The sequence below is a fragment of the Mesorhizobium sp. WSM4849 genome (genome assembly GCF_055811385.1).
In genome coordinates, this window is record NZ_JBVVPW010000020.1 from 129,006 (window position 1) to 141,369 (window position 12,364).

At 61.4% G+C, this 12,364-nt stretch carries 14 protein-coding genes and 1 pseudogene; 4 read left to right on the forward strand and 11 right to left on the reverse strand.

All coding sequences use genetic code 11. The annotated features are described in order from the left end of the window. Nucleotide 1: 1 nt before the first annotated feature. From AC0L3L_RS22595 to AC0L3L_RS22615, 5 genes and pseudogenes are all read right to left on the reverse strand, one after another. Nucleotides 2-1,174, reverse strand: a complete 1,173-nt coding sequence (locus AC0L3L_RS22595) for an NAD(P)/FAD-dependent oxidoreductase (protein ID WP_473639152.1) — start codon at nt 1,172-1,174, stop codon at nt 2-4. 228 nt (nt 1,175-1,402) lie between these two features. Continuing rightward, a pseudogene (locus AC0L3L_RS22600) lies at nt 1,403-1,689 on the reverse strand (GIY-YIG nuclease family protein). A 253-nt stretch (nt 1,690-1,942) separates the two neighbouring features. After that, the gene (locus AC0L3L_RS22605; RefSeq protein WP_473639153.1) at nt 1,943-2,911 is read right to left on the reverse strand and encodes a D-2-hydroxyacid dehydrogenase; all 969 of its coding nucleotides are present in this window, start codon (nt 2,909-2,911) and stop codon (nt 1,943-1,945) included. Nucleotides 2,912-2,913: 2 nt separating this feature from the next. Next, complete coding sequence (locus tag AC0L3L_RS22610; RefSeq protein ID WP_473639154.1) at nt 2,914-3,711, reverse strand: pyrroline-5-carboxylate reductase; 798 nt, start codon at nt 3,709-3,711, stop codon at nt 2,914-2,916. Nucleotides 3,712-3,814: 103 nt separating this feature from the next. Then, a complete protein-coding gene (locus tag AC0L3L_RS22615) occupies nt 3,815-4,291 on the reverse strand; it encodes a methyltransferase family protein (RefSeq protein ID WP_473639155.1) in 477 nt (158 codons plus the stop codon). Nucleotides 4,292-4,443: 152 nt separating this feature from the next. Between AC0L3L_RS22615 and AC0L3L_RS22620 the strand changes: the two genes are divergently transcribed. Together AC0L3L_RS22620 and AC0L3L_RS22625 are read left to right on the forward strand one after the other, a co-directional pair. Continuing rightward, the gene (locus tag AC0L3L_RS22620) at nt 4,444-4,947 is read left to right on the forward strand and encodes a MarR family winged helix-turn-helix transcriptional regulator (protein WP_473639156.1); all 504 of its coding nucleotides are present in this window, start codon (nt 4,444-4,446) and stop codon (nt 4,945-4,947) included. 213 nt (nt 4,948-5,160) lie between these two features. Further along, complete coding sequence (locus AC0L3L_RS22625) at nt 5,161-5,460, forward strand: hypothetical protein (RefSeq protein ID WP_473639157.1); 300 nt, start codon at nt 5,161-5,163, stop codon at nt 5,458-5,460. A gap of 72 nt (nt 5,461-5,532) precedes the next feature. On the opposite strand, the gene AC0L3L_RS22630 is transcribed toward AC0L3L_RS22625, so the two are convergent. Continuing rightward, entirely contained in the window at nt 5,533-5,766 is a 234-nt protein-coding gene (locus AC0L3L_RS22630; RefSeq protein WP_473638920.1) for a hypothetical protein, read from the reverse strand. Between the two features lie 460 nt (nt 5,767-6,226). Between AC0L3L_RS22630 and AC0L3L_RS22635 the strand changes: the two genes are divergently transcribed. Both AC0L3L_RS22635 and AC0L3L_RS22640 read left to right on the forward strand, forming a co-directional pair. Then, nucleotides 6,227-6,490 carry a hypothetical protein gene (locus AC0L3L_RS22635; protein WP_128169785.1) on the forward strand — a complete coding sequence of 88 codons (264 nt, stop codon included), beginning with the start codon at nt 6,227-6,229 and terminating at the stop codon, nt 6,488-6,490. A gap of 35 nt (nt 6,491-6,525) precedes the next feature. Next, nucleotides 6,526-7,668: a M14 family metallopeptidase gene (locus AC0L3L_RS22640; protein ID WP_473529299.1), complete on the forward strand. Its 1,143-nt coding sequence runs from the start codon at nt 6,526-6,528 to the stop codon at nt 7,666-7,668. 680 nt (nt 7,669-8,348) lie between these two features. On the opposite strand, the gene AC0L3L_RS22645 is transcribed toward AC0L3L_RS22640, so the two are convergent. From AC0L3L_RS22645 to AC0L3L_RS22665, 5 genes are all read right to left on the reverse strand, one after another. Beyond that, on the reverse strand, nt 8,349-8,804 hold the full coding sequence (locus AC0L3L_RS22645) for a hypothetical protein (protein ID WP_473639158.1): 456 nt from the start codon (nt 8,802-8,804) through the stop codon (nt 8,349-8,351). Continuing rightward, nucleotides 8,801-9,532: a hypothetical protein gene (locus AC0L3L_RS22650; RefSeq protein WP_473639159.1), complete on the reverse strand. Its 732-nt coding sequence runs from the start codon at nt 9,530-9,532 to the stop codon at nt 8,801-8,803. The genes AC0L3L_RS22645 and AC0L3L_RS22650 overlap by 4 nt, the downstream gene beginning before the upstream one ends. A gap of 602 nt (nt 9,533-10,134) precedes the next feature. Continuing rightward, nucleotides 10,135-10,371 carry a hypothetical protein gene (locus AC0L3L_RS22655; RefSeq protein ID WP_473529296.1) on the reverse strand — a complete coding sequence of 79 codons (237 nt, stop codon included), beginning with the start codon at nt 10,369-10,371 and terminating at the stop codon, nt 10,135-10,137. Then, a complete protein-coding gene (locus AC0L3L_RS22660; protein WP_133254689.1) occupies nt 10,355-11,449 on the reverse strand; it encodes a chymotrypsin family serine protease in 1,095 nt (364 codons plus the stop codon). Before AC0L3L_RS22660 ends, AC0L3L_RS22655 begins: the two co-directional genes overlap by 17 nt. A gap of 32 nt (nt 11,450-11,481) precedes the next feature. Then, on the reverse strand, nt 11,482-11,895 hold the full coding sequence (locus AC0L3L_RS22665; RefSeq protein WP_123146086.1) for a hypothetical protein: 414 nt from the start codon (nt 11,893-11,895) through the stop codon (nt 11,482-11,484). Nucleotides 11,896-12,364 lie beyond the last annotated feature (469 nt).

Below are 12,364 nucleotides of genomic sequence, written 5' to 3' on the forward strand. Positions count from 1 at the left end.
CTCACGATGCTTTTTCCTCCGGCGCGGATGTCGCCCCGATCCGGCCAGGCGCAAGATCGCCCGGCTCGATGCCTTGGCGCAACAGTTCATCCGGCAAGCGTCCGGTGCCGATCAGGTCGCGACATGCCGTGGCCAGCGCCGGCGATGTCTTGATGCCGTAGCCGCCCTGGCCGGCCAGCCAGAAAAAACCCTCGGCCTTCGCGTCGAAGCCGACCACCGGCGAGGCGTCGCGCACAAAACTGCGCAGTCCCGCCCATTGATGTTCTATCCGGCGCACGTCGATCGTCGTCGCCCGCTGCAGGCGATCGACGCCGACGGCGACATCGAAATCATCGGGAAAGGCGTCCATCGGCTCGCTCGGGGTGGCATCCGCCGGCGAGACGAAAATCCGGCCGGCGTCCGGCTTGAAGTAGAATTCCTCGCCGACATCGTTGACCAGCGGCCAGCCGGCAATGGAGACGCCATCCGGTGCTGCGACATGGAACGCAGTGCGTCGCTTCGGCACGAGGCCGATCGGGGCAATTTTGGCCAAAGCGGCGATCCTGTCCGCCCAGGCGCCGGCCGCATTGACGAGGATCGGCGCGGCGAACAGTCCCTGGCTCGTCTGCAGGATCCAGCGATCCTTGTGCCGCTCGATCGCGTCGACGCCTGCATTGGTGACGATCCGGCCGCCACGCTTGCGCGCATTGCGCAGGAAGCCCTGATGAAGCTCGTTGACGTCGATCTCGCGACAGCCCGGTTCGACGATCGCACCGGCGACATAATCGGCTCGCAGCACCGGCACGCGCTCCAACGCCTGTTCGGGGCTGACCCGATGGATCGACGGCACGAATTGCCTGGCCCTTTCGAGTTCCTCTTCAAGCCGGCCCAGCTGATCCTGGCGCGCGATGGTCAGCATGCCACGCGGAAGCATCAAGGGATGATCGCAAAAGCCCTCGGGCGGCGCTTCGAGAAAAGACCGGCTGGCGATCGCCAGCCGTCGGATGACGGCATTGCCGTAATTCTCGGTAAAGCTCGCGGCCGACCGGCCGGTGGAATGGTAACCGCAATGGCTTTCGCGCTCGAGCAGGATGACCGACGAGATGGCCGCCAGTTCGTAGGCTGCACTCGCTCCGGCAATGCCGCCGCCGATGATCGCGATATCGGCTTCCGAGGCGCCGTTGGGAGACTTCATCGCTAGTTCCTCTGCACAGTGATTTTGACAAGGTTGGGCCGATCGGCAGCGACCGTCGACAATTCCTCTCAGCCAATTTCAGTGGCAAATCGCAAACGTCTAGGATTGGCCGAAACACCCCTCCACTTCGTCATCCTAGGGCGAAGCAAGGAGCGAAGCGACGCGGCGCAGACCCTAGGATCCATGCCGTTACCCAAGCCGAAGAATGCAGCGGACCAGAACCGAACGCTACCACCCCGTTCCGCGAAAAAGCTCGAACCACTGCGGATTGGTCTTCTCGATCAGCTCGATCTTCCACTGCGCGGCCAACGCTTCAGCGACTTCTCGCGCTGGATGGCGCCGCGAATATCGAAGTGCTCCTCGTACCAGACCAGACGCTGCACACCGTAGCGGCTGGTGAAGCGCGAGCCTTCGCCAGATTTGTGCTCCGGCATGCGGCGGCCGAGATCGTTGGTGACACCGATGTAGATCGTGCCGCGCTTCTGGCTCGCGGTCATATAGGCATAGCCGGTCATGGTGGAAGGGTAGCCGCCTCCGTTGCGGATACAAGCGCCATTCTGGGTCGTTGCATTCTTCGGCTGAGGTAACGGCATGGATCCCAGGGTGCGCCGCGTCGCTTCGCTCCTTGCTCCGCCCTGGGATGACGAAGGTGTGGTGGCTTATGGCTAATCGCAAACCCTCGAGATTGGCAGGAGGAGATCGGTCGGCGGCAACCATCACAGCCTCCTTCAGGCTCAGTCAAAGAACCAAATCCTCTCTGCAGAGGAACTAGTAACCGCGTCTCGGATCGACAACGCCGAGCAGCTTTTCGCCGCGCCGATAGCGGCCGAGATTGTCTGCGAACATATCGAGCGCTTTCTCCTCCCAGCCTTCATAGACCGACGAGCAATGCGGCGTGACGATCACGTTCTCATAGCCCCAAAGTGGGTGATCCGCCGGCAGCGGCTCGGTCGAAAACACATCGAGCGCGGCGCCTTTGATGCGGCCGCCGTCGAGCGCCGCCAGCAGTGCTGCCTCGTCGACGACGCCGCCACGCGAAACGTCGATGAGCACCGCCGACGGCTTCATCGCGGCAAACGCCGCAGCGCCGATCAGCCCGCGCGTCGCCTCCAGCAACGGCACGCAACAGGCGATGAAGTCGGCCCGGCCGCAAAGGCCCGGCAAGGCCTCGATGCCGTGAACCTCGTCGACATCGGCGGTTGGCCTGGGATGCGCACGCACGCCGAGCGTCGTAAGCCCCAAGGCTTGCGCGCGCCAAGCCAATGCTTGCCCGGTCCTGCCGAGGCCGAGCAGCAGCAAGGTCTTGCCCTGGATCGGCTCTACTGTGCCAGTGACGCATGTCCGCGCGCGCTGATGCCTGGCGAAATTTCGAAGACCCAGCGAGAAGGACAGCATCGCCCCCAGCGCATATTCGGCCATCATGTCGGCCGCGACCCCGGCGGCATTCGTCACCGTCACCTTTTCGGGGTTCCAGGGACCCAGATGATCCGTCCCCGACCCGCCGACCGACACCCATTTCACCGTCGGGCTTTCCAGGAGAGCGGAGCGCGGAAAGCGCGCGGTACCGTCGAAGCGCACGGAGTAGACGATCTCGGCCTTTGTCTCTTCTATCAGGGCGGCCAGACCGGCGTAGCTGTCACAAGGATAGACCGACAGCCCCGGATGCTTGTCCCGCAACAGCTTCATCGCCACCGCCGGCGCGTTGGTGTGAAGGATTACGGCAGGACCAACTGTCATCGTCACGATGCAGGGCCGGTGCGCGGCGCTGCCCCTGCCGCGATGCGCCGATGCACGCCATCCAGGCTTTCCGCGAAGGCTTCGAAGACTTTCCGGGCCGTGAGCTCGCGCAAAACCTGTTCGTTGAGCCCGCCGCGTGTTGCATAGTCTTCCGCCAGATCCATGAAGCCGGTATCCGGCGTTGTTTCCGGTGCGTTGGCCAGCGCTTTGAAAATGGTGGCGATATAGTCGTGCGCCCGCGCGTCCGCGACGCCATGCTGTTTCAGCCAGCCATGGATGGTATCGAGATATTTGAAATAGCTGGCGAATGTCGCGGTAACGACGCTCAGCGCGTCGAACTCGCTCGGATCGTCGACCTCGATCACCTTCCCCAGCCTGCCGAACAACGCCGCCATGCGCCGATCGGGCGGACAGATGATTGTCGCTCCCTGCCTGTGAGCGATCATCGGCATCGGAAGTGCTTTCGTCACATGCTCCACGGGAGCGATCAAGGCGGCTATTTCTTCGCGCGACAGGGTGGCGATCAAGCTGACGACGTGATGGTCCCGGCGAAACTGCAATCCTGCAAGCACCTCATGCGCAATCTGCGGCCGAACCGCCAGCATGATCGTATCGCAACTGTCGAGGACGGCCTGATTGTCCGGTGCAACGCGTACATCCGGGTAGCGAAGCGCCAGGCCGGCAGCGATTTCTTCATTACGGGGCGACAGGACAACCGATACGGAATTGTCCGCGGCGGATTTAAGTCCGGTGACAATGGCGGCTGTGAGCGCGCCTGTGCCGATGAAGCCGAGTTTCATGGGTATCCCTAAGCGTTGGTTCTGGATCGTCGTCAGCCGACAAAATAGTACCAGCTCTGCGAGACTTTGGGATCAGAGCACGCGATCGGCATTCTTGCGAGGCTCAGAGCCACCGCCTCACGCTTTGCCTGTAGTCGCGATACGCATCACCGAAACGCCGCTCGAGGTAGGCCTCCTCGCGGGCGACGACGCCGTAGCGGATCAGGATTGCAAGCGGCAGCGTCAGGACAAGGATCCAGATATTCTGCGCGGCCACGCCGATGCCGCCATAGATGAGGAACATGCCGAGGTAGATCGGATTGCGCGTCCAGCCGTGGATGCCGGTCGTCACCAGCACGCGCGTCGGCTCATTCGTCGGCACCGGCGTCTCCGCGCGCATGAAGTTGCGAATGCCCGCGGCGAAAAGCGCAAAACCGATCAGGATCAGTGCGCCGCCGATGATCCAGGTGACCAGCCCCGGAATCGGGAACGGCAAACGCAGCAGTCGATCCAGCACGAAGCCAATCAGAAAAGCGGCGAGAAAGAGCAGGGGCGGTCTCGCGATAACGCCTGCGGTTTCGGTGTCGGTTTGCCCAGCCATTTCCATGTCTGCTCCCGCAGATGCTGGAGGGCTATGAAGCCCATAGCCCCTCGAGATGACAATCAAGGTGTCATTCTAGAAGTTGACAACAGCGGTGTCAATCGCAGAAGTTGGCACAGACAGAATTGGCCTGGATAGAGGGAACGGAAGCGATGGCGTCGGCACGATACGGGACCGGGGCGGGCCCAAGGGCGGACCCCATCGTCGACGGCAAGGCCGAGGCGATCGCCGAGCTGATGCTCGAAGTGGCCCAGTGCTTCTTCAGGATACGGGCTCTCGGCCAGAAGACCGGGCTCATCACCAGTTGGGGCGGCGGTGCGTTCGGCTTCATGCGAAGCCTGGCGCTGCTTGGCCCGCTCACCGTGCCGCAGATCGCCCAGATGCGGCCCACCAGCCGTCAGCGCATGCAGCGGCTGGCGGATGAGCTTGCCGCCGAGGGGCTGGTCGAATTCATCGACAATCCAAAACACCGGCGCTCGAAGCTTGTGCAGCTGACGCGCAAGGGCGCCGCGCGCTACGGCGAGCTCAACGCCCAGCTGATGGCGATCGCCTCGACCATGGGCGTCGCTCTCGACGAAGCGGATATCCGCAAGACCGCCGCGATCGTGCGGCAGCTGAGCGACGATGTGAAAGTGCGCTCGGAGCGGCTGCCGTAGCGCTGACGCAAAGGCGGCGCGGCGCCATTGATGGGATTTCCCGGCCTGCTTGGGCGACTCCCCGATCGCGTGCCGTTTCAGCCTGGATGCGCTTGGCTGTTTGCCACGTCCGTCCGGGCCTGCCGGCGAACGCTTGCCAACCGGAACCTCTGCGGAGCTGAGGCGTTCGAACCGCAGAAACTGAGAGCTGCGCCACCGCAAAAGAGTACTGCAATGGCTCAGAAGATAACGACAGGCACCAACGACCGGCCGCGCAACGAGACCATAGGTCAATCCGGCGAAGGTCTGCCGGGCAGCACGCCGCTTGAAGTCGACGAGACCGCCGCACGGTTGCGAGGCAATCTGCAGGGCAAACCCGAGCAATTTGGCGAAGCCAATCCCGACGCGGCAGGTATCCCTGGCGCCGGCGAGCATATGTGCCACCGCTGCGCCGGGACAGGCATGATCGACGGCCGCACCTGCCCCGAATGCGGCGGAACCGGAAAGGTGACGACGCCGATAGGCGGCGGCTAGGCGATCAGGGGGAGCGATCGCGCGGCAACCTCGATCCCTGAAGCGCCAAGGGGCCGATGCAAATTGCGCGGATCAGATCGCCGGCACCCACTTCCAGAACACGCCCTCCATCCGTTCGGGGTAGTGCTTGAACTCGCATTCGAAGCGCCATCCGTAAGTCTTGGCGGCTGCCAGCGCTTCCTTGCTGACCGGGTTCATGCCCGTTCCCGGCGCGAACCAGTCCTCCAGCAAGTCGTCGGGTATATAGGCGCCGATCCTCAAAGGCAGCTTTTCGAGGACGACATCCATTTCCTCAGGTGCGGACAATGGCCTCTCCCTTCAAGAGCTATCCACGAACAAGTCATCTGAAACCGATTGGGTTCCAGACAATGGCAGAGTGGAAGGGAAACGTGATGGGCGACTGTCTCTCGATCTGCACATTTCAGGCCGCCCGCCGCCGCCGGTTGGTCGAACGCCGGCTAGCGTGTTCTCACAAGGTTGCAGATGGAGCTATGGGGCATACTTGACGACCGCTTGTGGGCGCCTTGCCGTCCGGCAGGACCGGGGCCGGAAGCAGACCGGCAACTTCTGGTGTCCGAAAAACGATAGCGGACATTCGGACGGCCGCGATGCGTGCGAACGGCGACCTTGTCGCTTATTGTCGTGAACGGTGTGGAGGTCTGCACAGCATGGCATGGGCTGACCGGCTTCGGGGGCGGCGTTGCAGCTCACTTCGGGAGAGGCTAAAGTCGAGACAGGCTGCATAATATGCCGAGGAGCACCTGATATGGCGGAGGGCGCGACGGTCCGCTGGTTGGTTCGTCTCACTCCAGTTGCGGGTCGCAAAGTCGACGATCTCCTGAAGGTTCCACTGAGCCTTGATGTCTGGGAACGGGAAGCTGACGCCGTCGTGGCGGTTGCCTCAGAGCAGACGATTGCCGAGCTCGAGCGCCGACGAATAGCTGGCGTCGAGCGCCTCCGCACGATCGCCGACCTGGAAAGTGGAGCACCCAGCTCCGATCACCTCGACGGGCAATCCGAGGGTCCTTGATCAGGCTCGCTTTATCGAAGGAAGGAGATGGTCGCATGAACCTGATCGCCAAGGTCACGTCTTCGGGACTGCAGAAGCCGCTTGGGGACGTTCTTCGAGTGCCGCTGGGCATCGACGTTTGGGAGGTCAAGCCGGATCACCTGATCCTTCGTGCAACCGAGGCTCAGCTGGACCGCCTGTCCAGCATGGGCTACCTCGTCGAGCAACTCGAGGATGTGGCGCGGCACCTGTCCACCTTCGCCAGCGCCGAGGCGGCGGAGCAGTATCATTCGGCAGCCAGCCTGGAGGAGGAGCTGCGGCAGCTTGCCGAAGCGAAGCCGGACATCGCCCAATTGATCGAGATCGGCCGAAGTATCGAGGGCCGGCCCATCCTTGCCTTGCGGATCGGGGACCGTCGCGGCGGTGTTCCCAAGGTTCTCTTCATGGGCTGCCACCACGCGCGCGAGTGGATCGCCGTGGAAGTGCCCTTCCTGCTCGCCAAGGAACTCGTCGAGCGGGCTGACGAGGCGCCGATCGCAGGTTGGCTTACGAGCGGAGAAGTCTGGGTCGCCCCGCTGGTCAACCCGGACGGCCATGAACACAGCCGGGCACAAGAGCGGCTTTGGCGCAAGAACCGCCGCAGGAACGACGACGGCTCGTTCGGCGTGGACCCGAACCGCAACTATGGCTACATGTGGGGCATTCTTGACGTGCCCACTTCCAGCCACGTGCCGAGCGACGAGACCTATGTCGGCCCGCGCGCTTTCTCCGAGCCGGAGACCCAGGCGGTCCGCGATCTCATAGGCTGCGAACGCTTCGCCGGCGTGATCACCTATCACAGCTACTCTCAGCTCATACTCTACCCCTGGGGCTACACGGAGAAGCCCATACCGGACGTTCAGCATCGGGAGCAGATGGTGGGGATGGCCCAGGAGATGCAAACCCTGATTAAGGGGGTGCATGGCAAGACCTATGTCCCGCAGCAGTCTTCCGAGCTCTACCCAACCGCGGGCGATACAACGGATTGGACCTACGGGACCTACGGCATACCGTCGTTCACGGTCGAACTCAGGCCGCGCACCTTCGAAGAAGGCGGGTTCATCCTGCCGCCAGACCAGATCCTGGCGACCTGGGAGGAGAACCGTCCGGCTGCATTCCGGTTCGTCGAACAGCTCCTGGCGGCGCCTGTGGCAGCATAGGAGGCGGAGGACGACCGGTCCCGGAATTCCGGAACGAGTTCGGAGGAACCGGTTGCGATCATCGAGCTAACCGAAGGAGAAACGCCGGTCTCCGAAGCCACGCGCGTTCCGCGTAAAACGCGCGCGATCAAGATGCTTGGGGTTCGGCCGGTGAGCCCATCTGGGCCGCATTTTCGGTTGCTGGCGAGAGACCGTCTGCCGCCCCTTGCACTGTTCGGCGGCGGCTTGATCGTCCCCGGGTGCTCGCCAGCGAGTTAAGCTTCAGGCCAAAGAAAGGCTCGGGGCACGACTCGCGCAAGGGAGCAAGGGTGGCCATCGCTATAAGCGATGGCTCGTTTGTCCGCACCCCGGTCATTCAGCGCTTTGCTCACGACCCTCTGCTTGCCACCCCTTCTACGACGTTCGCCACTGCTGAAGGCTAAGGCTGTTCAGGGTCAAGGGTTGCCTATCAGGGCCGGAGCGTCAGGGTCCTGATTGGGGTCGTAAGCTGAAATTCAAGCTGACACGATTTCGGACCAGCGTACAAAATGATGTGTACCGATCATGATACGTCACGTCGGCAAAGACCCTCACAAATCTGTCGACCTCGGCGCGCATCCGCTGCCTCGAGAGCCTTGCGGCGAAGCCTGACGATTGGTTGGCCGCCGACAAGGATGCCACGATCGCGCATCGGCGTCGGCTTATCCTGGCGGTACGGCCGTCACCTCGTCAGTGATCTTTGAATCAGATTTCGTCGCCCCGATAGCGCGGTCGCCGGTGAGAAGCGAAACGTGCTCGAAGACGACCGGTTTTGTCGGATAATCGCGGGAAACGGCAGCGAACAGGAGCTTGTCACGGGTTCGTTGCGTCTCCTTTTTGGCGAGGCGCCCGGCCTTGAGCCGCTGCACCACGATCTGGCTTTCGCCCACCCGAATATTGTCAGCCTGGAGCAGAACCCTCCGTGTGCCCACCAGGGCCTCGCGACTTAGATCAAGGTTTTCCCCCATCAACTCGCGCTGAGCCATGCGCAACATCTGCCGAGCCGCCGAACGGTAAACTGTGTTGTGCGGATGATCGACAGGGCCCTGCTCGGCCCACCTCAACTCGAATTGCTCGTCGAACTCGCTGGTGCGTGCCGCCGGCGCCGCCACGTTCATCCATTTGAGCGTCGACCGGATGACCGAAAGGAAGCGCAGATAAGGCGCCCGGTCGGACCGTGATCGCAACCGCAACACATCCTCATAATAGAAGCGTCTCGGACATTTCTCGTAGCGTTCGATGGCCTCGACTGCGATGCCTTGGGATGAGTCGAACTCGCCAGAGAGTGGCGGATAGGCGGGCTAGTCTTCCGGATGAGTTCGTCCAGAGCGCTGATTGCCGCCTTGTCGACCAGGCTATCGAGAGGGTCCAAGTCGTTCATGGTCGTTGAGGCGCTGGCGACCATGCGCGGCTTGGGTTTGTCTTTGAGCTTTGCACGCTGCTTGGTGGTCTGGCTGGCGACCGAACCACTGAAGTCGATCTCGAGGTATTCCGACATCCGGGTCGGCGTCTCGGTGAGTATCAGCTTCACCAGGTGAGTCCTGACCTCGCCGGCGATTTCGTCGACGTCGGTTGGACTGAACCCGCGGCAGTTCAATGCCACGATCTTGCCGGCGCGGGTCATGACCTCGCGCACCAGGCGACCAGTCAGCTCGCGCCGCTTGCCGCCGTTGCGGACGAAGTAGACGAGCGTCTGGGTTTTCCATCTCGAGGGCGCCTCAGGCAGCATGGCGCCCGACCTGTCAGACGGGAGGACCTCGGCGATTTCCTCTTCGACGTCGGCAAATCGCGTGTACGGACGGCCGTCTCTCTCCCGTACCGAGGTTAGTGGCACGGGGCGAAGCATGAGTGCATCTGGTGTCGACGAGTCAATCATATCCCCCTCAAGCCGGCATTATGCTGAGTCGGAAAAAGCGCAGGAAGGATTTTTTTGAAGAATTCGCGAAAATCTTTCGGCTAGCAATCAAACAGCGCCCGGCCCGGCTTGGACGGTCACTCAGCCTAGGATTGTCGCGACGAGGCTATCGCGGACGGCGGATGAGCGGGATATGAGCAAAGCCGTTATGGCGCTGTTCGTTGTTTGTTCGCTGAAGGTCGCATAAGATTGCAGAGAGGAATGCGTTCGGAACGGATCTAGCCGTAACGGACCTTTCCATTCGGCCAACCTCAATGACTGAAAACGGGCGAGTTGCAGACGTTCGGCATCAGCCGCCCGAACCCAGATAGCGGAGTGATATTGAGCAACACCCCATCTCGGCCTGTGATCGTCGCAATTCCGGCTGGGAGTAAGGGCGGCGCGCTAACGGTTCTAGGGATCTATCTCGCGGGATTGCCACGTATGTCTTGATCGGCCGCCGTGGGTCTCAGTGGTGCCGGATCGATAGCAATGTTCGGCCGACTACCCTTCAGGTCGCCCTCACGCCAATTCGACATGCCACCGAAAGAAAACTATTGGTACGTGTTGGCTCGTGGTTCGATGTTGGCAATCACCTTGAAAGGATGGGCTTCCTGCCGCGCTTCATCGAGCAGCTTCCCGAGCAACTCCCGCTCCACTTCCGTCACCCGCTCATCGACTTCGAACCGGACGGCTTGCTGGTCGCGCACTATTCCAACACCATGGACGCCGCACTTGCCGAGGTACTTGGCACTCAGCTTTGATTTGGCATCTTCAAGCGATTGCGGCAACATCCGCTCCGTCGACTAACTCGATCTCAAGTTCAGACAGCACATCACTTATTTGGTTTGCGACCCCATAATTTCCAGATGGAGGACCGGCAAAATACAATCCAACACCCCGCTTCTGGCCCAATTCGACCACTAATGAGCCACTGTCGCCGCCAAGCCCGAATGCCGGCGCGCCAGAGACGGATTCAATACGAATTTGATTCTGGAACAATCCTACGATGCTTGCATCACTGTGATCCATCCCAATCAAGGCGTCGTAGGCGATGTCGGTAACGATGCCTTCAGTATAGCCCGTCGTCCGCCCATGCTTGCAAACGCTCATCCCAACAGCTGTAACCGCTGTTCCATTGATGCTTCCGATTGTACATATCTCGGGCCGCCATTGGATATCGGGCGCAAACTTCGCGATCGCCCCGTCCACTCTGTTCGGCGCGCCTGACAGGTCGATGGGAGTAAATCGCACTAAGTCAGCCACATAGGCCTGGCTATCGCCCCCATCCGCTGGGCCAGGCTGATAAATATCGTCGCCCGGATAGCCTTTGTTCACGTTGGCTAAGACGTGATTGTTGCTAAGAATATAAACTTGCTGTGCACTATCGCCTTGTCGACGCGAGCGACAAAAGTAACCGAGTGTCCCTGCAGTGATATCACGGTGGGCCACGCTTATGCCTGCAACGAGAGGCCTCTGTTTCCCTTTCCGTGAGTCAGAACACGTCGGAGCAGCCGACGCTGAAGCAGCCTGTCCCGCTGCCGTTTTGGGTCTGCGCGCCAATGCAAATGCAGGAGCGGATTCAATAATGTCGGTGGGGATACCATCAATTGTTTCGGGAATCCGATCCCTGGGGGACAACAGGCTCGGCGCGATTTTCTGAACAACGTGAACACGCACAACCATATCGTCTGTCGTAGCCTGCCCGTTCACAAACTTGTGCCCTATACCGACTGCGTGGACATTGAGGCGCGCTCCGGCCACCGCCTCATCCACACTCATCGTTTGAACACGTGCAACAACCTTGCTCCGAAAACCCAGCGGAAGATAACGTGCGCTTAAAGACTGTTTAGCCTCGAGTACGTCCATCTAAGCTATCCTTATTCGGGGCACGGCTTTGTTTAGAACTGACAACGCGCCGGCGGCGCGGCGGTTTCAGGCTTCGCCCTAAATGGTATCGACCATAGGAAATCTGTCTGAACGTAGAAGGGCTTGCTGTCTTTCTCGAATTTCTTCCCGCGCCAGAGGATGCGTACGCTTCGACAGCCCGGCAACGCGGCGTCGAGGCTACGCAATTCTTCCTCCATTTCCGCCTTGAGCGCGGCGGTGAAGGCGCGGGCATCCATCGACAGACCCAGATCGGCGTAATATTCGGCCCGGCGACGATCGAAATCCTTCGGCAAGTCATCGTCCGGATTGCGGTGACGATCGGCGCCAACCACCCAGATCTCCTTGGCTCGGATGCGCTCGCGCAACGCCTGCAGGACGCAAAGCTCGTAATCGATCAGGTTGATCCGTCTGCCGCCCGCAATCATGAAACCCCGCCATTTAGCCGGAACCACGCCGTCAACTGGAACGCCGTCCCCGATGCTGAGCAACCGGCGGCCCTCGCGTCGCGCCCGACGAATCCATGCCAACGCATTCAAAACGGGCCGGTGCGCCGCATTGTTCGAACGGACCCACCTCGGCGAGAGAAGCGACGGAGGACATCTGAGCCATCCCGGGGACGCATTCGCTCCAGTAATTGTATCCCGTACCGCTCGTGTTTGCAGCGTCGCGCGCGGTTGGCAAAGCAACGCGCGATCCGAGCCGAATTACCGCAATGTTGCTGGCTGGAGCCGTCTATGGATCAAAATTCTGATGTGCCGACCTTTGTTTCCCTGTGGCGTCTGCGAGGCGCTCGATCCGCGGCAACTGGTGGGATTCCCCAGGACATCCTCGAAGGCGCGCCGTCGCTGCGGACGTTCAAGCGAAGGGCGAGACTCCGAACAGCCAGCCGTGCAG